Annotated in this window: 18 protein-coding genes; 6 read left to right on the forward strand and 12 right to left on the reverse strand. The window is 44.6% G+C overall.

The features are described 5' to 3' along the window. Nucleotides 1-148 precede the first annotated feature (148 nt). On the reverse strand, nt 149-958 hold the full coding sequence (locus tag PLL47_RS05070) for a hypothetical protein (protein ID WP_324445117.1): 810 nt from the start codon (nt 956-958) through the stop codon (nt 149-151). Nucleotides 959-1,098: 140 nt separating this feature from the next. On the opposite strand from PLL47_RS05070, the gene PLL47_RS05075 reads away from it, so the two are divergent. From PLL47_RS05075 to PLL47_RS05095, 5 genes are all read left to right on the forward strand, one after another. Further along, entirely contained in the window at nt 1,099-1,701 is a 603-nt protein-coding gene (locus tag PLL47_RS05075) for a dihydrofolate reductase family protein (RefSeq protein WP_324445118.1), read from the forward strand. Nucleotides 1,702-2,338: 637 nt separating this feature from the next. After that, the gene (htpX, locus tag PLL47_RS05080; RefSeq protein WP_324445119.1) at nt 2,339-3,199 is read left to right on the forward strand and encodes a zinc metalloprotease HtpX; all 861 of its coding nucleotides are present in this window, start codon (nt 2,339-2,341) and stop codon (nt 3,197-3,199) included. 379 nt (nt 3,200-3,578) lie between these two features. Further along, entirely contained in the window at nt 3,579-4,232 is a 654-nt protein-coding gene (locus tag PLL47_RS05085; protein WP_324445120.1) for a thymidylate synthase, read from the forward strand. Nucleotides 4,233-4,355: 123 nt separating this feature from the next. Further along, nucleotides 4,356-5,648: a 3-phosphoshikimate 1-carboxyvinyltransferase gene (aroA, locus tag PLL47_RS05090; protein WP_324445121.1), complete on the forward strand. Its 1,293-nt coding sequence runs from the start codon at nt 4,356-4,358 to the stop codon at nt 5,646-5,648. Between the two features lie 117 nt (nt 5,649-5,765). Next, a complete protein-coding gene (locus PLL47_RS05095; RefSeq protein ID WP_324445122.1) occupies nt 5,766-6,746 on the forward strand; it encodes a 16S rRNA (guanine(1207)-N(2))-methyltransferase RsmC in 981 nt (326 codons plus the stop codon). Nucleotides 6,747-7,010: 264 nt separating this feature from the next. Here the strand turns inward: PLL47_RS05095 and mcrA are convergent, their stop codons facing one another. The 5 genes from mcrA to mcrB are packed head-to-tail and all read right to left on the reverse strand — an operon-like array spanning nt 7,011 to nt 11,949. Next, nucleotides 7,011-8,723, reverse strand: a complete 1,713-nt coding sequence (mcrA, locus tag PLL47_RS05100) for a coenzyme-B sulfoethylthiotransferase subunit alpha (RefSeq protein WP_324445123.1) — start codon at nt 8,721-8,723, stop codon at nt 7,011-7,013. 10 nt (nt 8,724-8,733) lie between these two features. Next, on the reverse strand, nt 8,734-9,480 hold the full coding sequence (mcrG, locus tag PLL47_RS05105) for a coenzyme-B sulfoethylthiotransferase subunit gamma (RefSeq protein ID WP_324445124.1): 747 nt from the start codon (nt 9,478-9,480) through the stop codon (nt 8,734-8,736). Between the two features lies 1 nt (nt 9,481). Continuing rightward, a complete protein-coding gene (mcrC, locus tag PLL47_RS05110; RefSeq protein WP_324445125.1) occupies nt 9,482-10,102 on the reverse strand; it encodes a methyl-coenzyme M reductase I operon protein C in 621 nt (206 codons plus the stop codon). Between the two features lie 5 nt (nt 10,103-10,107). Then, the gene (gene mcrD, locus PLL47_RS05115) at nt 10,108-10,620 is read right to left on the reverse strand and encodes a methyl-coenzyme M reductase operon protein D (protein ID WP_324445126.1); all 513 of its coding nucleotides are present in this window, start codon (nt 10,618-10,620) and stop codon (nt 10,108-10,110) included. Between the two features lie 21 nt (nt 10,621-10,641). After that, nucleotides 10,642-11,949, reverse strand: a complete 1,308-nt coding sequence (mcrB, locus tag PLL47_RS05120) for a coenzyme-B sulfoethylthiotransferase subunit beta (RefSeq protein WP_324445127.1) — start codon at nt 11,947-11,949, stop codon at nt 10,642-10,644. 419 nt (nt 11,950-12,368) lie between these two features. Between mcrB and mmp10 the strand changes: the two genes are divergently transcribed. Beyond that, nucleotides 12,369-13,604, forward strand: a complete 1,236-nt coding sequence (gene mmp10 / locus PLL47_RS05125) for a methyl coenzyme M reductase-arginine methyltransferase Mmp10 (RefSeq protein WP_324445128.1) — start codon at nt 12,369-12,371, stop codon at nt 13,602-13,604. A 372-nt stretch (nt 13,605-13,976) separates the two neighbouring features. Here mmp10 and PLL47_RS05130 read toward each other — a convergent pair whose 3' ends face one another. The 6 genes from PLL47_RS05130 to PLL47_RS05155 all read right to left on the reverse strand — a co-directional run. Beyond that, nucleotides 13,977-17,429, reverse strand: a complete 3,453-nt coding sequence (locus PLL47_RS05130; protein WP_324445129.1) for a DNA polymerase II large subunit — start codon at nt 17,427-17,429, stop codon at nt 13,977-13,979. A gap of 33 nt (nt 17,430-17,462) precedes the next feature. Further along, nucleotides 17,463-17,708: a hypothetical protein gene (locus PLL47_RS05135; protein ID WP_324445130.1), complete on the reverse strand. Its 246-nt coding sequence runs from the start codon at nt 17,706-17,708 to the stop codon at nt 17,463-17,465. A gap of 121 nt (nt 17,709-17,829) precedes the next feature. After that, nucleotides 17,830-18,921 carry an L-threonylcarbamoyladenylate synthase gene (locus tag PLL47_RS05140; RefSeq protein ID WP_324445131.1) on the reverse strand — a complete coding sequence of 364 codons (1,092 nt, stop codon included), beginning with the start codon at nt 18,919-18,921 and terminating at the stop codon, nt 17,830-17,832. Between the two features lie 111 nt (nt 18,922-19,032). After that, nucleotides 19,033-20,319: a type III ribulose-bisphosphate carboxylase gene (gene rbcL, locus PLL47_RS05145; RefSeq protein WP_324445132.1), complete on the reverse strand. Its 1,287-nt coding sequence runs from the start codon at nt 20,317-20,319 to the stop codon at nt 19,033-19,035. A 182-nt stretch (nt 20,320-20,501) separates the two neighbouring features. Next, on the reverse strand, nt 20,502-21,614 hold the full coding sequence (locus tag PLL47_RS05150; RefSeq protein ID WP_324445133.1) for a DUF1646 family protein: 1,113 nt from the start codon (nt 21,612-21,614) through the stop codon (nt 20,502-20,504). Nucleotides 21,615-22,168: 554 nt separating this feature from the next. Beyond that, on the reverse strand, nt 22,169-22,315 hold a 147-nt coding region (locus tag PLL47_RS05155), incomplete at its 5' end, for a DUF1646 family protein (protein ID WP_324445135.1).

A 22,315-nucleotide genomic window follows, 5' to 3' on the forward strand; every position in this document is an offset into this window, starting at 1 on the left:
CGGGCTGTGAGAATAACTTATCCCGTCTGTCTTTCCCCGTTCGCAAGCGAACGGTCTGAACCCGTAATTTTTTCATAATCAGATTAAGTCTATGAGGATTTAACAATCAAAGATTTATTCGTTTTTGATAAGGAAACACAGGAAGCTTTCAATCGGAGTAGTCTTCATAAGTAACATCATATATAAAAAAAGAAAGTCCAAGACTGTCATCATAAGGATAACTTATATATTCAACTCCGTTAATATCTTCAAACCCACAGAATTTACACCTGTAATAACTTCTTTCCATAATTTCTTCGCGACCCCTATTTTCTGATCTTATAATATCCGGTTTTTTAGACTCAATATATGCACTGGTCTTACCACATCTTTTGCAGGAAATTTTTGCAAGGGAAGAAAGTTTCATCGGTTTACCTTTTTTTGTATTAAGTCTTTCATAATTTGTTCTAACATTTGTATATCCACAGGATTTACAACGCCAGTATCGAGTTGCCTCTATCCTGTAGTATTCAGGTGTACTTATTTCCTTAAAATCCGGTTTTTCGATTTCACGACAGATAAACACCTTTCCGCAGTTATTACATTTTGTGTTTCTGTAATACTCCATAATATAAGAGAACTGAAACTTTAACTTGATTACAAGTACAAGAATGAAAAATTGAATAATTAAAAAAAATTCCCAGTTAGAGATTTGATATATTAATATTAAAACAAAAAACAATAGTAACCAGGTTATTATCAATATAAAAACAGGAATTTCCGTGACAGAAGAAATAAAAGGTTCACCAAAGAGTTTGACAAAATCAAGAGCGAAATCTTTGAGAAAAAAGCCTTTTTTAAAGTCGCCCTTGTGAGTAATAATATGAGTATTGGAAGAAGGTATATACTGAATTATCGCTATGTATTCCTTACCGGATTCATGTTTTACAAACTTTTTTGATTCTAGGACTGTATCCATCTTGACCCAATCCAACTCACAGAAACGAGAGAAAAGAAAGGATAGTACCTTTATAATACAAAACAGCTTACAACTATTTAAATTTTAATAGAAAGAGTTTAACGCTTATGTTAAGAAATTCCATACCAGACTATTGAGCTATGAATTCATTTCAGGGGGGAGAGAATACGCTCAGAATCAAACTCTACATCGCCTGCAGCCTCGATGGTTACATAGCCCGAGAAAAAGCCTTTTATCAAATCCTCCTTTTATCAAATCCTCCTTGCCTCGATGGTTACATAGCCCGAGAAAAAGGAAGCATAGACTGGTTAACAGAATACGAAAATAACTCTGAAACCGATTACGGCTATTCAGAATTTTACGCATCAATTGGCACGGTCCTTATGGGCAGAAAAACTTACGAGCAGGTTTTGGGCTTTGGAGACTGGCCTTATGCGGAGAAAAAAACCTGTGTTTTTACAAGACAAAAAGAGCCCCTGCGCCGGGAGAAAAATGTAGAATTCGTTTCCAGGGACATCGGAGAGTTTGTGCGCCTGCTGAAAGAAAATACTGATGAGGATATCTGGCTTGTGGGCGGCTCACAGCTAATCAAGGTTTTTCTTGAAGAAGCCCTGGTTGAGGATATGATTGTTTTTATTGTTCCAATCATTCTTGGGAGTGGAATTCCACTTTTTGACCGGATTGGAAAACAGATCAATCTAGTACTACGATTCCGAAATATGTTCATAAAACTTGAATTTTGAATTGACCCGAAGATCACGGATTTTTCCGAGAAATAAGGAATCAATTTTGGAATCGAAACACTAGGGACCGGAAAGGTTGAAAAGTATGAGAACGGGCTGGTCAAAATGGAATATCAAGTGAGAGAGATACGAAGTTAAGAAAATGGATACTGATTATTTTGAAGATGAAGCAATATAACCCATGTTCTTAACAGTCTGTCTTCGTTTACTGAATTAGCCATATCGACGAGAGAAGTCTTTCAATAAATACATATACTTGAAGTTACAATAATAGTTTGATTTCGAACTAAATCAGCACTCAAAATGTACAAATGTAAATATACCAAAACAGAAATATTAGTTATTTACATAAGCCTGAATGGAGAAGTTCAAAAGGAAAGAAAACTATCTGAATGAAACTCTCCGTTTGAGGACAAAATTTCCGTTTTGGCAGGATTTTAAGTCGATTTCAGCAGATTTAGAAATCAAAATAATACAATTGTACCAACCTGCATTATGCGGGAGAAAAATTATATATCTGTATTCAGGATATATACAGTTGATTCTAATCGGTCTAATTTATAAAAATAAGTCCAGATATATGAATCAAAGACTGAAAACCCAGACATTAGCCTGGGAGGATGTCGCGTGAGAAGTCATGAAGAACATGCTTAAAACTACAGTTTTGCTTGCCGCCCTTACAGGTCTCCTTGTACTTATAGGTGACTACTTTGGCGGGACAGGCGGAATGATCATTGCATTCCTGTTTGCAGTAATTCTCAACTTCGGGAGTTACTGGTACAGCGACAAGATAGTCCTCAAGATGTACAGGGCAAAAGAAGTTTCCCCTGCGGAAGCCCCTAACCTGCACAGAATCGTCGATGGACTCGTGATGAAGGCAGGAATACCAAAACCCAAAGTGTATATCGTACAAACTGCGATGCCCAATGCTTTTGCAACAGGCAGAGATCCGAAGCATGCAGCTGTGGCTGCTACAACCGGAATTCTTGAACTGCTATCTTATGAAGAAATGGAAGGTGTACTGGCACACGAGCTGGCACACGTAAAGAACAGGGATACCCTGATAAGCGCCATCGCTGCAACCCTTGCAGGTGTTGTCACAATGATTGCCAACTGGGCACAGTGGGCTGCAATATTCGGCGGCTTTGGAGGCAGAGATGACGACAACGGTGGAATCGTGGGCCTTATCGCAATGGCCATTGTGGCACCAATTGCTGCAACCCTGATCCAGCTTGCAATCTCAAGGTCAAGGGAATTTGCAGCCGATGAAGAAGGAGCCAGAATTTCCAGAAAACCCTGGGCTCTTGCCGATGCTCTTGAAAAACTCGAATATGGGAACTCTCACTACAGGCCAAGAGTCTCAGATGTACAGGCAAAAGAAAGCAGTGCTCACATGTTTATCGTCAACCCCCTTAAAGGTGGAACTATCCAGTCCCTCTTTATGACCCACCCGGTAACCGATGAACGTGTAAAGCGCCTGAGGGCAATGAGATTATAAAGCCCTCTAAAACCTTTTTTGCTTTTGTTTCTCCCTCTATCTTTAATTTTTACCCTTATTTTTTGTTTTCCCTTCTTTCGTTTTTCTCTTTTCATTTCGTTTTTCATCCCCTTACATTTTTTAATTTTGTTTTTCTGCCTCATTCTCTTTTTGAAAGCTTATCCGTTATTTTTTTAAATTTAGCGTGCTATATGCTATCAAGTTGCATGGTGATTATCAGGTTTCATAGAGAAAAAGCACATATAAAAGAAAGTGATAGATAAATGAAAAGGACTGACAGGTAAAAACAGCAGCAGAATAGGGCTGAAAAATATTTTTGGAATAACAAATAATTTACTGGCTATCCACACCTTATCCTTATCTGTTTGGGGAACTTTTTATGGAAAACAAGTTTGAGATTGGCAGGATTATCAGAGCAAAGAACATCTCTGATGCATGGTACCGAGGGCTTAATATCATCTGGAACCACGGGAAGGTTATCACCGATGAAAGGGGAAGCCAGATAAAGGAATTTATGGACCTGATGGTTGTAATCAAAGATCCCTATACGGACAGGATTCCTGAAGATACCGCCTGGAATGAAGAAAGGCTTGAGGAATATGCAAAACAGCTGATCTCGGGCGAAAATGTGCAGGATTTTGAATATACTTATGGGCAGCGGCTCAGGAACTGGAATGGGGAAGTGGACCAGATAGAATATGTAATCGAAAAACTTCAGGAAAGCCCCACTTCCAGAAGGGCTACAGCCGTTACCTGGATACCGCCTGTGGACACTAAAGTCGACGAAGTTCCCTGCATGATACTTGATGACTTTAAAATAAGGAACGAGAAAGTTCACCTTACTACACTCTTCAGGAGCCATGATTTCGGGGGAGCCTACCCTGCAAACCTTTACGGGCTTTCCAGGCTCCTTGAATACGTTGCCGAAAGGGCAGGAGTTGAACCAGGAGTTATCACCACAGTCAGCATTTCAGCCCACGTTTACGACCATGACTGGGATATGGTGGAAAATATCGTAAAAGGCATCCATTGAACTCACATTATACGACAAAGACAAGAACCTGATCAAATCAAAATCAGAGTAAGTATTCCACAAATATCACATGCAATACAGATCAATTAGAATAAACAATAAAAAACCGGAGTCCTGTCATAAATGCGTGTCTCAATCAGTAAATCATCGGTAAAGGGAGAGGTCTTTGCCCCTCCTTCAAAAAGTTACACCCACAGAGCCATAACCCTGGCAGCCCTATCTAAAAAAACAGTCGTGCACCGCCCCCTGCTCTCCGCCGATACTCTTGCTACAATCAGAGCTTCGGAAATGTTCGGAGCTTCAGTTAAACACGAGGGAGAAAATCTCATCGTTCAGGGGTTTAATGGAAAGCCAAAAGTTCCTGATGATGTAATTGATGCTGCAAACTCAGGGACCACCCTGCGCATCATGACTGCAATAGCAGGTCTCACGGATGGGATCACAGTACTTACCGGAGACTCTTCCCTCCGCACCCGGCCAAATGGACCTCTTCTCAAAGTCCTCAACCAGCTGGGAGCAAGTGCCTGTTCTACCCGGGGAAACGAGAGGGCTCCAATTGTAGTAAAAGGTGGGCTTGAGGGAAATGAAGTGAGTATTGATGGTTCTATCAGTTCACAGTTCATTTCTGCTCTTCTTATAGCCTGTCCTCTTGCAGAAAAAACCACCACGCTTTCCATCATAGGAAAACTCAAGTCAAGACCCTATGTGGACGTGACCATTGAGATGCTTGAACTGGCGGGGGTCAAAATTCGTACAGAGGATAACAACGGTACCAGATTCATTATTCCTGGAAAACAGAAATACGACCTCAAAGAATACACGATTCCCGGAGACTTTTCCTCTGCATCTTACCTGCTCGCAGCCGCAGCTATGCTCGAAGGATCCGAAGTTACGGTCAAAAACCTATTTCCCTCAAAACAGGGAGACAGAGTAATTATTGATACTCTCAAACAGATGGGAGCAGACATTACATGGAACAGAGAAGCCGGTATTGTAACCGTCAGAGGAGGAAGAAAGTTAAAAGCCATTACCTTTGATGCCGGAGCAACTCCTGACCTTGTCCCTACAATTGCTGTTCTGGCAGCAGTAGCCGAAGGGACAAGCAGGATCGAAAACGCCGAACATGTAAGGTATAAGGAGACTGACCGCCTTCGCGCCCTTGCAACTGAACTTCCGAAACTTGGAGTTAAGCTAAAAGAAGAGAAAGACAGCCTGACCATCACCGGAGGTGAACTTAAAGGAGCAGCAGTCCACGGCTGGGATGACCACAGGATTGTTATGTCTCTTGCACTTGCAGGGATGGTAGCAGGAAACACGACAATTGACACAACCGAGTCGGTTTCTATTTCTTATCCTGATTTCTTCAAAGATATGCGCAGCCTTGGGGCAAAAATAGAGGAAATCTCAGAAGAATAAGTTGAAAATTCAATCCGGATTTCGAAATGCAGATGTTCTCTAAATGAATCTGAACCAGAATTCCGGAATGATAATAAATGACATAGTACTTATACAAAAATATACATTTTTAAATATATGGGAGCAAAGTGCAGGTGCGGAGATACATGTATAGGGCCTATTTCGGAAGCGTTAGAAGATATAGAATTATTCTACAAACCGTGTAATGATTGCAAAACAGAAAAAATAAAGAAATTCTCTCCTCTGGCAGAACAGATTAGCCTTGATGAGATAGATAACCATTTTGGAAGTTGTAAATGCGGTAAGAGGCACCTTGATATTGTAATGGCTCACGTGCTGAAAGTAATGATTGATGAAGGAATAAAAGATAAAAAAGCTAATTTGAGGAATGCATGCGTTCCTCTTGTGACTCCTGGCTATCCAGCTAATTCTATTCCCTATTTGCCCACGGATTCTTTAGTAATATTGTCTAATGAAGTGGACAAAAGATGTGCTGAAAAAATTGTAAAAGAAGTTAGAGAAGTTAAAGGAGTTTTAAAAGGAGACGCAAGAAAAACTGTGGGTATAAAAGATTCTGATTCAAATCCTCATGTATATGAACTTCTTGCCGGATGCGATTTGAGATGTGACATTATACAGACTCCTTACGGAGCTCTGGGAATATACAAGTACCAGCATGAAATTCATATAGAGTTTCCAACGTTAGAATCGCCGAAAATAGGAATACTTGAAAAAGCCCTGAAAGATTATGATAAGCCTTCTGTTCTTGATTGTACGTGTGGTCCCGGAACGTTAGGAATCACATGCCTTAAAGCCGGCTCACCAAAAGTTGTTTTTAATGATATATGGCGTCCTGCAATAGAAACTACTTTGATTAATCTGGAAGCTAACGGATTTCCAGTCAAACTTTCCAGCGGTGAAAAAAAATTAATAGCATCCGGAGACAGATTTGAAGTTTACAGTATGGATATAAGAGAATTAGCGAATTGTTTAGAGGAAAAATTTGATATTTGTATTATAGATGCATTTCCGGGTGTGGATACAGCAGAATTTGTGGAAGCTGCAGGAAAATTAGGCAAAAAGATTGTTGTGATTTGAAATAGAAATATATGAGCCTGGAATGGAAGGAACACTGTTTGAAGAGACTCACGATATCAAGTGTAAAGGAAAATAGAAACACGTCTACATTTTTTGAATGAGCGAAAAGAAGAAGCTTCCCGTAAAATTAGTCCTCTTGAGCGAAGCGAAAAGGACAGCGTACTCCCGAGGCGCAATTCGGGCGAGGCGCAATTCGGGTGGGAAAAAGAGAAAAGAAGCAGGCCCGAAGGCCTGCTCTGTTTTAAAGTGTTTAATTTATTGAGTTTATTTTGCCGGGATGATGAGGGATCTCTCACCAGCAGGCACGAACTCTCTGATGGCACCGCGGCCGAACTCTCTCCTGGGCTCAGCGAAGTTGAAGGGCAGGAGGTCGTCAGCGAAGCAGACCTTGATGAGTGGGTTGACGGTGAATGCGTCGCCGCGGCCTGCGTGGGCTGCCTGAGCGATACCTGCGTATCCACCCTGGTGACCGACGTTCATTGCGTAGTTGGGGTAGTTTGGACCACGGAGTTCGTCTGGGAGACCTTCGTCGCCCTGGTAGGACAGAACGTTTGTGGCACCGCACTGGTCCTGCAGGTCGTATCCGAAGAATCCGAGTCTGCCCCATGCTTCCTTGTGGAGGTACATGGAGAGGTACCAGCCGGAGAGACCAGCGTTGGCGTTTGCGGTTGCGAGTGCAGTTGCGACACCGGCTGCAGCTGCGAGCACGGTTGCTCTCTGGGATCCACCGAAGTGGTCTTCAAGGGCAGTCGGGAACTTCTCGTAGGTCTCGATACCGTAGAGTGTGGACTCGGTTGCGATGTCCTTTACGACGTCGAGGGTTGCCTTTACCTTGTTGTCCTTGCCTACTTCTGCAGCACCGTTGTACTTGTCGTTGATGTAGTCAACGTCGTAGTACACGTTGTTGTCGAGGATGTCATCAGTGTATGCAGCGGTTGCATACTGTGTGAATCCGACACCACCGGACATGTAGGATCCGAGCCAGATCTGGTCGTAGAGCATGCATCCTGCACCGACGACTTCAAGGGCAATCTTTGCCGGGTCCTGGGATGTGCGGCTTGTCTGGATGATGTCTGAGAGGTGACCGAAGGACAGTCCACCGGGCTCGTTTGGTCCGCGTGCACGCCTTGCTGGGAGCATTTCACCCATGGAGACAAGGGCTGCGTGCTTTGCAGCGAAAGACAGGTCAGCGACTGCTGCTTCACCAGCGCACATTGCGTATGCGGAGATGAAGGACATACCGATCTGCATGGCTGCCCACCTGGAGGTCTGAGCACCGTCAGTTGTTCTGGAGACAATTGTTGGGATGTGGATTGCCTGCCAGGATGTCTTGCCGATGGAGGCCTTAATCTGGGCTGCCTGCTCTGCAGGGAACATCTTGTTGATGTTGATTAAGAACTGCTTGTCGATTTCGTCTGCGAGTTCATCGTCACCGGTGAAGACCTTGACGTAACAGTCGTCGACGAGAGCGGGGTGGGTTTCGACCATCATTTCCTGAACCACTGCTGCACCGGGCATGGCGTGGTTAAGGACTTCAAGGTAGTGGTTGATGGTTTCAGGGGTAACTTCCTTACCCAGCCTCTTCTCGAGGGTCTCGTGAGCCATGTCAAGACCGACAATACAGGTTCTCCTGATGTCGTCCCACATCTGCTGCATTGCAGCGTTGTTGACGTAGTGGAGGTCGTCAGGTTCTGCAACGATATCAGTTCCGGAAATGACGTAAGGGGTGATTGCACGCTGACCGAGTGGTGCACCAGAGTGCATCATTGGGTTGTAGAATGCAATACCTCTCTTCTCTGCGATTTCCTTTCCGGCCTTAATCATTTCAACTTTTCTCGGGTCCTGCTCAGGGCCGAGTCTCAGGAACTTTTCGGTCTTGCCGGTGATGTCGCCACCAGTCTGCTTGTTCGAACCAAATTCCTGTGTGAACTTGACTTCCATTGATTTTTTGAATTTAGAGAAAATATCTGCTGCCATTATGGTCACCTCATTTTGGCTGGAATCCGTATGTCGTTCTCTTGTCGAATACTCTGTGTACCCATTCAACGACTTCTGCATCGTCCCTGAAGGCTACATTGTCCACACGGTAGATGGTGGTCCTCTTTGCGGCCTCTGCACTGGACATTGGCTTGCCGAGGTCTACTTTCCTGTCGAGTGGAATTGCGACCTGGTCCTTGTCCATGATGATGGTGCCGTTCTCGAGTCTTCTCCTGTCGACCATGTCGAACATTACGCCATCTTCCTGGAGACGGACAGAGTGACCGTGCACAGTTGAACCGCGCATACCGGAGAGTGCCGGGCAGCTCATTTCGGTTTCCATCTGAACCTTTGCACACTTTTCCATGTCTCTTTCACGGGCTTCAACGATCTGACGACCGGAAAGGGTACCTGGGTCTACACCTCTGAAGTTGATTGCTGCGAAGTATGATCTGAAGTACGGGGTAGCCGGAGCGTTGTACATGGAGTCTGCGAACTGGACGTACCTGACTCTGTCTCCTGCTGCTGCACCGGGTGTTGGTGCTACGGCTTCGCGGATAGAGCATGCGGGCTCTCCCATCTCAGCAAGTGGTGGGTGGGTGCTCGGGTAGTCGCTCCCTGGGGCACGGTGTCCGAGGACTGCAGTTAAGTCTTCGTCGGAAATTTCCCTGAGTTTCTCAAGTTTTCCAGACATGTGCTTTCTTCTGTTAGCGCCGACTGATGTCGCGCCTGGATAAAACTGTGGATTGTATGCCATCTCATGCAACTCCTTTATGATCTTCTAACTGGTCTAATGTCGTCTTGACGTATTTTACGATTAAATTTAGCTTATCCCTGGGACAGAAGTCACCACGTGTAACTCCACTAACCATATCCATTATAATTCCCTTTGTACGAATATTTTCATCCCTTGGCATCACTAATCTCGTCTTTATCCCTGCTTCTGCAAAATCTTCAAAATCCACCGGGATCTGGCTGACAATAATTGCCGGTATATCAGCCTGGCTCAGGATCTCCCTGGCTTTTCTGATTACGTGATCCTTGATATTTCCGAGGTGAATAACAGCCAGTTTATGCATTTCGATCTGTGCGACTTCTACAGGACTCAGTACAAATGATCCTGTCCTCATGCCTGATTCAGGAATTCCCGAACCGGAATAAAGTACCAGCACACTCACCTGAATGTTCTCTTTCCTCATGCCGTATGTAATCTCGCATACCGGCTTTGTGATATGTCTCTGTCCGGGACTCATGGCAATAGCTACCACATCGGCACGGCCAGCTTCCGAAAGAGTGCCCCTTTGAGCAAGCCCTCCTCCTTTGCCCAGGCCTCCGCCGCATCGGCAGTCAACTACCTGCGTTTCCCGATCGATCATCATACCTTTCACTCATCTTTATCTTTTTTATTTTCGTTCTCTTGTTTCTCGATGAAGACGAGCTGGTTTATCTTGGCTTTGGGATCTACCATACCAAGCAAGCGAGAGTCAGCTTCAGGACCAAGTTTTGCATAGTCAGTAACTGTAGGCTTCCTCCTGAGGAAATGCCCTTCCCTGAATTCAAAAGAGAACGGGAGCACTTTTTCACATACTGCCCTGACTTTTTCTTTAACTTCGGCGTTTGAGAGTTCAAGCCTGATCCTGCCTACACTGATCTTGAGTTCAATGACCTGATCTCCGATCTGAATAGGCTTTCTTAGGGGATGTTCCACCTTTTCCCCGGTACCAGGACCGTAACCCACCTTTTCGGGAAGTTTCGGGCCCTGGACCATGACACGGAGTATCCCGTCAATCTGATAAAGCTCAGCGATGAGTTTCTGAGCAGTTTCAGGGGACAGGATCCTGCTGGGAAAGATTTCAATTTGAATAGAATCTTCCTTAGTTGAAGCAGAGTCTGACATCTTTAGACCTTTTTAACTAATTTATTTGAGCGCTCCTGCAACTGCCTTAATCGGCTGGCGGAATTCCTCAATCGATCCGAACACGTCGCCGATGAGGCCGGATGTTGCTTCGATTGGGAACATCTGGGTACCTGCATCCAGGGCTACTGCTGCGCATACGCAGGGAATTGCGAAACCTCTGGAGTGCCTGGTAACGACGTGGTTACCGTTGAAGACACCAGGTCCACCGCCACCATAGATTGAGTGGCTGAAGAATGAGAATCCTACTGCAGTACCCTGTACTTTACCGTAGTCGCATCCTGGGAGACCGGTTTCCTTCTCAAGGATGTCGTTGAAGTACAGAAGTGTTGAGGAGACGTTCTGGGCTGCACGGCCTGCACCACAGTTCACGAAGGTGGCTGCAAGTGTACCGGCTGCGGCGTAGGCGTTCCACATTGGGACGTCATTTGCCTTGTAGAACTTATATCCGGAGGGTGCGGTCTTGTCAACGGAGATTACACCGTCTTCAATTGCCCTGCTGACAGTGGATGCAATAACAGTTCCGATAGTACCGTCCTTGCCGTTTTCCTTTACGATATCATATACCATGTTGTTGGCATTGAGGCCCTGGAAGGCAAGACCGAGGAGCTGGTGCCTCTCGAACATACCGACTGCGCCGCCCATTTCAAAGATACCGGCCTGTTCATATATTGAGGAGAGAGCTGCTGCGTTCATTGCACCGCGGTTGGTGATTGCTGCAACGTGGTTTGCCATGATGTTCCTGAGGGAGAAACCAAGACCTTCATTGTTCTGGGGGATGCTCAGGATGCTCTGAACCTGTCCGCCCATGAGGTCCATTGTCTGCGGGTAGCTTCCCCAGACTGCACCTTTTACAATTGGTGCATCGTACATGTCGGTCTTGAACATGTCAATGATGCTCTGGGTAACTGCTGCTGCGCCGACTGTTGTTGCAGCCATGTAGTCAGCACCAGCGGCCATTCTGGATGAGGGAGCCTGAATGAGAAGGCTCTTTCCGCCCTTAAGGACTTTGACAACTGTGTCGTCGCCTTCATCGACCTGGACGAGCTTCTTCACATTTGCTGCGAGTGCATCAACATTGCCTACGAGATCGTAGTTGAGTCCACGGCCTAAGATATGACGGCCTTTGCCGCCCATCTTGCCGCTGGCAAGTGCGCCCTGAATACCTGCGAGGGAGACTGCAACTGACCTCTTGGTGTCCAAGATAATCTTTTTAATTGCTGCGTTTCTTGTTGGAGCAAGGTCCATTATGTTGACATTGCTCTCGAGCAGTTTTCCTCTGTCGTCGTAGATGTCTACTGTGTCAGACACTTTAATTTCCTCCTTAATTTATTAAAATCATTTTGGGACTGGTCACCTACTCGAGTGCTGTGCACTCAATAAATCAAGTACCGCGTCGTTTTTAAGTGTCCACTTTCCCAATCAAATCTCATTCGTTTAGAAGGTACTTAAATCTTTTGTGTTCTCCGCTAGATGAATTCATGTATTTTTTTAAAAATAGTTTTATTAATGTGAATTGTATTATTCTAGAAATATATTAAAAATCGGCATCAATAGGAAAATGAATTTTTAGAGTAACCAAAAATTATCGAAAATTTTGCAAAAAACTTAATTATATATTTTTCTGAGAGACGCCTGAGATGATACAACTTTTTTTAGATTGTAGGTCTTAAGTTACAAGGATCATACCAAAAAGAATTAGTAATATCCTCATTATACGAAAGTTTGATATGGAAGTAGTTGTCGACGTAGGAGGAAATCCCGGGGTAGACTGCCGAGGCTTTTGCAAATACTGTTATTTTAAGAAAGTCAAAGAAGTTCAACCCCTTGGCTGTAAGTATTGCCTCCCTTTTAAAAAAGGGTGTGATTACTGTACTCGCAGCGTAAAAGAATCGTACTCAGGCTTCAAGTCCCTCCAGATGGTACTCGAAGAAACTGCAAATAAACTCTGTTTCACAACAGGAGAGGTAAAAAAATTCACAGTTAGCGGAGGAGGAGACTTAAGCTGCTATCCTGAGCTGAAGAATCTTATTGCTTTCCTGTCCCAGTTCAGCATCCCGATACACCTTGGATATACCAGTGGAAAAGGCTTCAGCAAGCCCGATGACGCTGTTTTCTACATAAATAACGGGGTTACTGAAGTTAGTTTCACAGTTTTTGCAACAGATCCTGCCCTGAGAGCCGAATATATGAAAGACCCTGAACCAGAAGCATCAATTCAGGTTCTTCGCGACTTCTGTTCCCACTGTGAAGTTTATGGAGCAATAGTCCTTCTTCCGGGAGTAAACGATGGAGAGGTTCTTGAAAAAACCCTCAGTGACCTGGAATCTATGGGGGCAAAAGGAGCCATTCTTATGAGGTTTGCAAACTTTCAGGAAAATGGCCTGATCCTCAATAATTCTCCTATCATTCCGGGAATTACTCCGCACACGGTTTCCGAGTTTACAGAAATTGTGCGCAGTTCCGCAGCAAAACATCCTTCTATGAGGATCACAGGAACGCCGCTGGAAGACCCTTTAATTGGCTCACCTTTTGCAATCCGAAACATTCCCGAAGCCCTTTCAAAACTTCCCGGAGTGACCAAAAAAGCAACCGTTATCACAGGACAGGTAGCAGCCCCCAGGCTTACCGAAATTTTTAAAGCTCTTGGAGGAACAGTAAACGTAGTTCCGCTAAAAAAAGACATAGGCTGCCTTATCACAATTGATGATTTCAAAACTCTGGACCTCTCAGAGGTGGCTGAAACTGTCTTCATTCCGGGCAGAGCCTTTGTTCATGATATGGAAATCAAAGAAGCTCTCAAAAGAGATGGGGTAGACAGAATTGTACGCAGAGGTCCAGAACGCCTTTCCGTAGATGGGGAAATGTCCATAGGCATGACCAGAGAAGAAGTTCTGGAACTGGAAATCGAGAATTTCACAGAGCTTATTAACCATATAAACTCCCTGGGATTGCCTGTAGAGTAAAGCTTTGATCTACCCGATATCCTCAAAATAGAGGCATTAAAATCAAACTTTGAGAGGACCCCTACGTCATCAAAAAAAATATACTGATGAGAGTTTAGATATTAAAACAGATACTATATAAATCCATACGAAATTATATAAATATAGAGAAAATCAATAGAAGCCCATCCAATTAGATAGTAGAACTTTTGTCAGTAAAAAAAGTCCGAAAATGAAAAGTCCTCTTTTCCGGAAGAAAAAAAATCCAGCAGGAGAGTTTGAAAGCATTATTAATAAACATTTCGATTTTTTTCCGGTTTTTAGACTGCCCTATCTTCTTCCTGAAAGTAGTCAGAAGATTTTCAGATTCTAAAACACTCTCTATTTTTTACCTCAGCGCGCAGACCCGGACATAAAATCTGAAAGTCCAAGCTGCTTAACCTTATGGTTTTCAAACAAAGAGCAGATATCATAATCTAGAAGTTCTATTCTCTGTCTGGTATAGCTGGAAACTCCATACCTTTCACCGATCTCTTTTGAAATTTCAAGATATTTGCGGACAGCCCCCTCGTGCACAGTCAGCACCACATTGCCTCCGCACTTGGGGCAGGCTCCCGTAAGTGGAGGGCGCCTGAATTTCTCTCCGCACTTGATGCAGCGCATACGCTGCCTGGAAAAGGAACGAAGATTTCCTATCAGGTCCGGAAGAAAATGAGACTTTAAAACTCTTTCGGCTACATCCGGCGCGTCTACTGCCCTTATCCTGCTAGCCAGAGAAAGCTGAGCCTCCATCTTGTCAATCATGCTTCCAAGAGTCTTATATGAGGAATGAAGCGGACCTGCAGCAATATTTGAGGTATCATGTGTAAACATAAAGTGCTCGTACTGTTCAGGTGTCCCGAGCCGGCTGCTGACGAGGTCCATCATGCTTTCAATTTCAGTTGGATTTTTAATCTCCTGCGTAGCCCTGTAGAACTCAAGAGGATAGCGCGCAGGAACATCAATATTATGAGCTTCCTTGTCAACTTCCTTGGGATCTATTCTGGTAGTTAACACCAGAGGAGCATCCATCTTTCCTCCCCTTTTATCGGGCAGATATGACCTTGAGAAATTGAGAATTCCGTCCATAAGAAGCATTATGCAGTCTTCGTCCCCATCGCAATTTCTTCTTTTTGAGGCATGGAAAAAGGGGTGAGCATAGCCTACGGATGCTTTTGTGAAACCCACCAGGCGCCCGAGTACACCTGCAGATGTATGCGGCGCAAGTCCTATCAGTAATGTCCCCACAAGATCCTGAATGGTTTCGGCATTGTAATATGGCTCAACTTTATAGTACTTCACAAGAAGGTCATCCACGTATTTTGCCGTGCGCAACATATAATCGCCCCCGTCATAAGAAATCACAAGATCCTGAACCTTTAAACAGACAACCTGGTCATCCCTCTCAAGGGGCTTTCCGTAAATGTCCTCCCTGTAACCGAGTTCTCTAAGTTTGGCTGCCGTAATTCCGAGTTCATCCGCCCTTATATGAGTAAGGGGGATATCGGACATATCATAACGGACAGTCCCATCTTTAAAAATGTAAACATCATGCTTTGCGCGCAGGATTCCTTTTTCCAGAGGCTCGGGAGTCATCTGCCCGTTCATGAGCCGTTTAACTCCCTTTATCATATCCCCTTTTTCCCTTTCCCCTAAGTTCTCAAAAGCCTGTTTGTAAATGGAACGGAAATCAAGTTTTACGTTTGCAACGGAAGTCGCCTTTCTCCCGCACTTGGGGCAGGTATCGGTACCTCTTACATCTATCCTGCATCGAGGGCAGGAAAGTTTGGGGTCCGTAAATTCCCCGCATTCGCAGCGCCAGAAATAAGTCTCTTTCCCGCAGGCAGGGCATTCCCTCTTCCCCAGTTCCACTTCAATTTCTCCGATCTTCGCATTCATGCAGGAGGTGTAATCAGAAGCAGTGACAAGGTTGCGCGTCATTCCTCCGGCATTGCTTATTGGAAAAAGAACCTGAGCCGCAGGAGACATCTTGCGCAGGTCAGCTTTTTCCGGCCTTCCCATCCTCGCCCCTATTCTTGAAGGCGCCCTGGGATAAACCTTAAACCCGCTCAAAAAGCCTGCAGCTTCCACCATATTATCAGTATCCGGCATGCCGGCTTTTTCTTTAAGCGAATCATCAAGCCCAAGACATAAAATGAAAGGAAGCGCCTCTTCAATAAGGATTTCACCTTCTTTTACCCTGTGCAGTACAAGTAGCTTTTCAAGCACAGGCTTTATGCCCCCCCTCAAAGAGGCTTCCAGAGGCAGTTTGAGAATTCCTTCCCCGTCCAGTTCGCCTTTCAGAAAGACCCCTTTTTCAGCAACGAACTTCCTGAGAGCCTCAAACTCATTCCGGTTTATATCGTGCCAGAGAAATGTGAATTTCGGGTGCAATGGCACATTATATTCCCTTGCAAGCCTCAGGGCAAGAACAGCAGACGGGTTTTTCAACTCTTCCTCTGGAATCTTTTCAGGACAGGCTGCTTCGTAATCATAAATCCACCACTCAAAAACATATGGAGAAGGCATGAGAGGGTGATTGTTTTCCAGAAAATCCCCATAATTGATCAGAATTTCCCCGATATCAACAATTACTTCAACCTGAGGACGGAGTTCGTATGCCTCCTTTATATTATCTATACGGATAAGATCTCCTGAAAAAAGCCTTACCGTAGGACCCTCTATTGAATCCACAGCAGACATTGCCGCAGCTTTTCCGGGTCTTTCAACCTTGAGCTGCGTTCCGTTAGTAATAAAATCATCAAGAAGGACCATGCTTGCAGGATTGATCCCTGCAGAAGCAAAGGAAGTATTTCTTGACCGCCCGTACCGCAGCCTGAAACCTCCCGGTCTTGAGGGGTGAGAGAATACAGGCCTTCCGGCAATCAGGTCGCGGATATACTTATCCTTAGGCTTGATCTTGTTTTTCTGCTCATCTTCAGCATTTTCCCCGCTTTTGGCTCCTCCAATAAGGATCTCCAGCCAGTCCCACCCTTCCATCTTCAATTTGTTCACGTGTTTTTTGACTTTTGGAGCCTTGAGGGCAAGCCCTTCGGCAAGCACGAGGCACATTCCTCCCCTAACACGGTTTGTCCCTATCCTTTCGAGATCCCTGTGACCTTCAACCTCGGCTTCTTCAGTCGGGTCTCCATCAATACAGACAGGACAGTTCCGGACTATCAGGCGAATTTCATCTTCGGAAGGTGTGTACTGCAGGCCTGCAACTCTCTTGTAAAGCAGGAGTTCTTCCACATACCTCTCCACTTCCTCTTCCCGCGGCTTATAGCGGTCAATCCCTATCCCGTGCCTCACATAATCGCCGACAAGCACGGAAAGTGCCTGCGCAGTCCCTCCCGCGCTCCGTATGGGACCGGAATAAAAAATCCGGATATACTGAGAGCCATCGTCATTTTTTCCGAGATCTACCTTATCAATTCCTTCTAGAGGAGCTGCAACTACCCCTTCGGTCAAAACTGCCATAGAGACACGAATAGCAGCATCCACTGCATCTTTTTTTGTTGGAAAACTTCCTACTTTCCCTTCAGCAACCTGTTTTCCTATTTCAAGGGCAGCTTCTTCTCGAGACATCCTGGTCTCAAGTTCCCGGATCTTTACAGCAACTCCCTGAATTCCGATAAGGTTCTCGACCCTGTCTGCAAGGTCTTTGGCAAGGGGAATTTCTACAAAGGGCCTGGGATCTCCACCGCGGGCCCGTGCTCTGTTTGCGATTTCAATCGCCTCTTTTAACCTTGCCTCAAGCCCGTCAAAATATTCATGCATTTCTTCACTTGCAATAGTTTCTCCCATATCGAAAAGCCCCTTTTAAGAAAAGAAAAAAGTTTATCTCTGCTTGCGCAGAGATCCGGCAGCAAAGAGTCCCTGCATTGAGACCACAAAGAAAACAAAGACGCCTGCCCACAGGAAATAGTACCCGATATCAATGCCAAGAAGACTTATTTTAAGATTTGTCAAAACCAGACCTGTAGCCAGGATCGCAAGGCTTATAAGTGTCGTTTTTTTGTTCTGCTGCCTGATTTTTTTATAAGCCCGCATTTGTTCCATTCTTTCTCTTTTTTCCGCCTTCAAAAAGATCTCTCCAGTAATACCTGAACAACCAATAACTAGCAAATTTGAATATTAAGTTTGACTATCAAATCTGACTGTCAAACTGTCACTTATACCCTTTCAATTTAACCGGCATTCCGATTTAAACAATATACCTTACTGAGGAGGCTTCTCTTAATCTGCTAAGGAGGGCAGTTCCAAGTCCTGAAAGTGAAAAAGAGCCGTCAGCCAGGATCACGTCCAGCCCTTCTGCATCCAGTGCCCTGAGCCCTTCAAATAATCTCTTTGCAGCTTCTTCCGGCTCTTTACGAGATCCCAGTAAAAAGCATTTATGGGCACTCAATCCCTCAGCAGTAAAAAAACCTGCAGTCTCATCACTGAGTAAAAGCCCGACCTTCTGTCCTTTGCTCAGGTAATCTTCAAACAGGGTACCAATCTTTTCAGAAACCTTTTCTTCTTTTTCTCCTTCGACAAGCACGACCATTGTATCAGGAGTATAATGGCTGTATTTCTGACCTGCCTGTTTTTCAGGCAAGGATTCTCCAGCCTTTGTTTCAGTTCCCATTGGCCTGCTGACTTTACCTATGACTTTTTCAAGATCATCAATTCCCACGGCTCCGAGCCGGAGAACCACAGGAGGTTCGACTGTCATGTCAATCACAGTTGACTCAAGCCCTATGGCAGTTCCTCCGCCATCAATAACCGCATCAATCCTCCCCGCAAGGTCAGCCAGGACATGGATTGCCAGACTGGGGCTGGGCTTTCCGGAAAGGTTAGCACTCGGAGCAGCCAGAGGAGTTCCTGCTCTTTTTACAAGTTCCAGAGGAATCCTGTGGTCAGGCATGCGGAGACCTATTGAAGGCAGGTTCCCCGAAGTAATTTCCGGCACAATGTCATTTTTCTCAAGCACAATCGTAAGGGGACCGGGCCAGAAAGCATCCATAAGCCTGACAGCTTTTTCAGGAATATTTTTTGCAACCTTTCTGATGTCTTCCCTGGAATGAACAAGGAGGCTGAGAGGATTCCCGGGAGGGCGTTCCTTTGCTTCAAAGATTTTCAGGACGGCATCTGGATTCAGCCCGTCTGCACCAAGCCCGTAAACTGTCTCCGTGGGAAAGGCTACTGTCCCACCCTTTCTGATAATCTCTGCGGCCTCATCGAGAATAGTATCAAAATTCTCTTCGGAGACCCGGAAAATTCGGGTCTCTCTTTTGCTTCTGTTTTCTACCTGCACCGGAGGTGAACTCCTTACTGATAATTATTCTGCTATTTTTTTGCTTTTACAAGCTGTAATGATTCTGCCTGCACTGGTTCCAGTTATACAGTCCTGTTCTAATTCGGCAGTTTATTTATTCAGCCATTTTCCGAGAGCTGCTTCAAGTTCTTTGTGGTTCTTTGCATAATCCTGCAGGCTGATTCCTTCAAGACTTGCTTCAAGGGCCTGCCTGCAGGCAGTGGCTCCGGCTGCCGTGCCCATTGGGTGCGCATGAATGCCGCCGCCGAACTGCATAATAACATCTTTTCCGAATATGGAATAAAGGTCAGGAATCATTGTGGGAGCAAGCCCTCCGGATGCTACAGGAAACATTGGTTTCAGTCCCCTCCAGTCCTGGGCAAGGACATGCTGGCTTTCGTCCGCAGGCACTTTATCGAGCACGCACTGGTCCCTGAGATTCAGGACCTCGTGCTTTTCTCCATGCATCTTTCCGACAACCGTGCCTATGTGAAGCTGGTCAAGCCCTACCAGCCTGCAGAGCTTGGCAACAACAAGCATGCTTATTCCATGGCGCGGGTTCCTTGTATAGGCAGAATGCATGCAGCGGTGGGCGTGAAGAGCAAGACCGACATCCTGAGCTTCTTCGCGCAGGGTCTGAATTGCAGTCCAGCCCGCAGGCACGATATCGATCATTGCATAACTGGCACCAAGGTCTTTAAGGACATTCATGCGGCGGATCATTTCCTTGCAGGTTGGGGCAGTGACATTGCAGAGGTACATCTTCTTTTCCCCTGTCTCAGATTCTGCCTTTTCTGCCAGTTTCAGGGTAAGTTCAGCTCTCTTTTCAAAGCTGTTAAATTTCTGGTCGGTCAGGTTTTCGTCATCCTTAACAAGATCGCAGCCCCCGGCAAAAGAATTGTACGCGACCTCAGCATGCTTTTCTGAGTTCAGACCGACTTTTGGTTTGACAATGGTCCCTATCAACGGTCTATTCTGAACACCCACAAGTTTCCTTATTCCCGGAAGCCCGAAGTTGGGTCCCCTGAATTCGCGAAGCATTGACTTCGGGAAAGCGATATCCTGCAGCCTCAGGTTGTCAACGATTTTCATGCTCAGGATATTTCCTGCAACAGCACTGAGAACCTGAGGAACGGAGCCGAGTTCAAAGAGATCTTCCGAATAAGCCACTCTTACAGTCTGTGCTTTTTCATCTGCGTAAAAAACATGGGGTTTCAGTTTCTCTGCAAGTTCGGGACTCAGAGTGGCAATTTCAGTCCAGGAATCTATGGAACTTTCCCCTGCCATATGAGTGGCAGCTTCCTCAAAATTAACTCCTGCTGTCGGTTCGATGTGGAATTCACACACCAGCTCCGTATCCTTCGGGCTGTAGCCGATGTCTATATAGTCCCTACGCATTTTGTATTCTCCTTATTCCTGACTGAATATTAAATTCCCAGATTATATTTCGTTAGATAATATTGTCCTGATTGAAGGAAGTAACTGAACATAAATAAAAACTTGTTTACTGAATGAAGAAAAGTTAAACCGAGAAAAGACTCTTCGGATGGAAAAAATTAAAAAAGAAAATTTTTGAAAGTTTATATTCCGAGTACAAACAGTACGATGAAATAGATAGTCATCGAGACAAGCCCAAGAGGCAGTCCGAGTCTTGCCCATTCTTTACTGGTGATACCCAGTTTGCTTGCAGATATAATGTTGGGAATATTTCCCGGGATCAGCATTCCACCTGAGATCAAAAGCCCCATAAGGATGCTCTTTATCTGGAATTCACTGAGGATAGGTCCGATCTCAGCAGCTGCCAGAGTAGCATTATCAAGGACAGCAGAGACCATATTAATCCAGTAGAGCGCCACAGACGGCACCTGTATGAAATACTCGAATATTATGGGCTTGAAACCTTCGCCGAGCAGTACGAGCGCCGCAATAAACACATAAACCTTGACAGCTCTCATTACAACGTCCTTCACAGTCTCATTATAGTCTGCAGCTTCCATTTCATGAGCCTCTTGATCCGCCTTTCCAAGGAAAAATACTCCAAGAAGACCAAACACAAGGATGCCCGGGAAGATATATTTGCCAAGCATATTAAACAAAAACATGAAATCAGCGTGGTAAGGTTCACCGGCTAATTTTGAGATGGCGATTGTTGAAAGCGGCTCTCCAAGAGGGGTCAGCGCTGCTCCAAGCCCGATTGAAAAGCATGCAATGATTGTAAGGTCTATCTTTGACTTTCGGGAGAGAGGCATTGCATTAACCACTTCAACGAGAATTATTGCCGCAAGTATAGCTGACATCACGCTGGAAGACAGACCAAGCACGACAATCAGAAGAAAAGCCAGAACCTTTACAGAAAGCATATCTGTCAATTTTCTGATTGCTTTATGGATTGGAGAATGCCATTTATAGATAATCAAACCGACAAACAGCACTATCTGAAATATGCCTATTGGAATACCAAATATATCTCCAACGTGCAGCGGAGCAGTTATAGCTTCTTCTATAATCTCCAAGCTCCAGCCTGTTTCTTCACCTGGAATCCTAGCAAAACCTGAAAGTGTCATTGCCGCTACACCGCAGATAAACAGGAATATTTCCAGATTTTCTTCAATAAAGTGTATTTTAAAAGGTCCAATCAATACGGTGAGGAATATCACAAGAAATCCAATTAAAACTCCTAAATCAAGAGCCATTATTTTTCCTCCATTATTTATTACTCTAGGTCATAAAGGGCCTGAGAAGGTAACTTACTGTCTAACAGCAGGAAATTCTCGGATGGTTGGGCCTTATAGAAACCTGCTTTATTAAATATAGTCCTATAATATATTAATCTATCATTAATATTCCTTTGAAATCTCATTCAGCCATACATTGCAAATTGAGATTTATCTTCAGATTTTGACAGAAATCCTTCTTATCCGGATTTAGCAAATTCAGAATCTTTTATCCGGAACATAATATTGACATAAGGTAGATGAGAAGAATAGATTCCAGCTTTGAAAAAAAGCATTAAAAATCTGAGTGTTGTCAGAAAAAAATATAAAAAATTCAATGAGAGTCAAAGAAATCAACATTGAAAAACAGGGTTAAAACCTGATACTGATTTGATTATCTGGGAAATTAGTAGCTAATTATTCATTTTTTGAGGATATTTACAAAATTTGTTCCAAAATCCAGCGATTTCAATTTTATATTATCACCGGATTTTGAAACTATATTAGTACAGTCGAATGTGCATATTTTGAGCTTAGATCTTAAGCACAAAAATAATTACGAAATAGATAGCCATTGAGATAAGCCCAAGAGGCAGTCCAAGTCTTGCCCATTCTTTACTGTTAATACCAAGTTTTCCTGCAGAGATGATGTTCGGGATATTCCCTGGAATCAGCATTCC

Origin of the sequence: Methanosarcina sp. (assembly GCF_035390745.1) — an archaeon.
Classification (GTDB): domain Archaea; phylum Halobacteriota; class Methanosarcinia; order Methanosarcinales; family Methanosarcinaceae; genus Methanosarcina.

What these genes read in the sequence shown, in the direction of transcription:
- mmp10 (WP_324445128.1), top strand. Translation starts at nt 12,369, where the DNA reads ATGGAAGTAGTTGTCGACGTAGGAGGAAATCCCGGGGTAGACTGCCGA.
- mcrA (WP_324445123.1), bottom strand. Translation starts at nt 8,723, where the DNA reads ATGGCAGCAGATATTTTCTCTAAATTCAAAAAATCAATGGAAGTCAAG.
- PLL47_RS05085 (WP_324445120.1), top strand. Translation starts at nt 3,579, where the DNA reads ATGGAAAACAAGTTTGAGATTGGCAGGATTATCAGAGCAAAGAACATC.
- rbcL (WP_324445132.1), bottom strand. Translation starts at nt 20,319, where the DNA reads ATGCGTAGGGACTATATAGACATCGGCTACAGCCCGAAGGATACGGAG.
- PLL47_RS05075 (WP_324445118.1), top strand. Translation starts at nt 1,099, where the DNA reads ATGAATTCATTTCAGGGGGGAGAGAATACGCTCAGAATCAAACTCTAC.
- PLL47_RS05150 (WP_324445133.1), bottom strand. Translation starts at nt 21,614, where the DNA reads ATGGCTCTTGATTTAGGAGTTTTAATTGGATTTCTTGTGATATTCCTC.
- mcrG (WP_324445124.1), bottom strand. Translation starts at nt 9,480, where the DNA reads ATGGCATACAATCCACAGTTTTATCCAGGCGCGACATCAGTCGGCGCT.
- htpX (WP_324445119.1), top strand. Translation starts at nt 2,339, where the DNA reads ATGAAGAACATGCTTAAAACTACAGTTTTGCTTGCCGCCCTTACAGGT.
- PLL47_RS05070 (WP_324445117.1), bottom strand. Translation starts at nt 958, where the DNA reads ATGGATACAGTCCTAGAATCAAAAAAGTTTGTAAAACATGAATCCGGT.
- aroA (WP_324445121.1), top strand. Translation starts at nt 4,356, where the DNA reads ATGCGTGTCTCAATCAGTAAATCATCGGTAAAGGGAGAGGTCTTTGCC.
- mcrC (WP_324445125.1), bottom strand. Translation starts at nt 10,102, where the DNA reads ATGATGATCGATCGGGAAACGCAGGTAGTTGACTGCCGATGCGGCGGA.
- PLL47_RS05130 (WP_324445129.1), bottom strand. Translation starts at nt 17,429, where the DNA reads ATGGGAGAAACTATTGCAAGTGAAGAAATGCATGAATATTTTGACGGG.
- PLL47_RS05095 (WP_324445122.1), top strand. Translation starts at nt 5,766, where the DNA reads ATGGGAGCAAAGTGCAGGTGCGGAGATACATGTATAGGGCCTATTTCG.
- mcrD (WP_324445126.1), bottom strand. Translation starts at nt 10,620, where the DNA reads ATGTCAGACTCTGCTTCAACTAAGGAAGATTCTATTCAAATTGAAATC.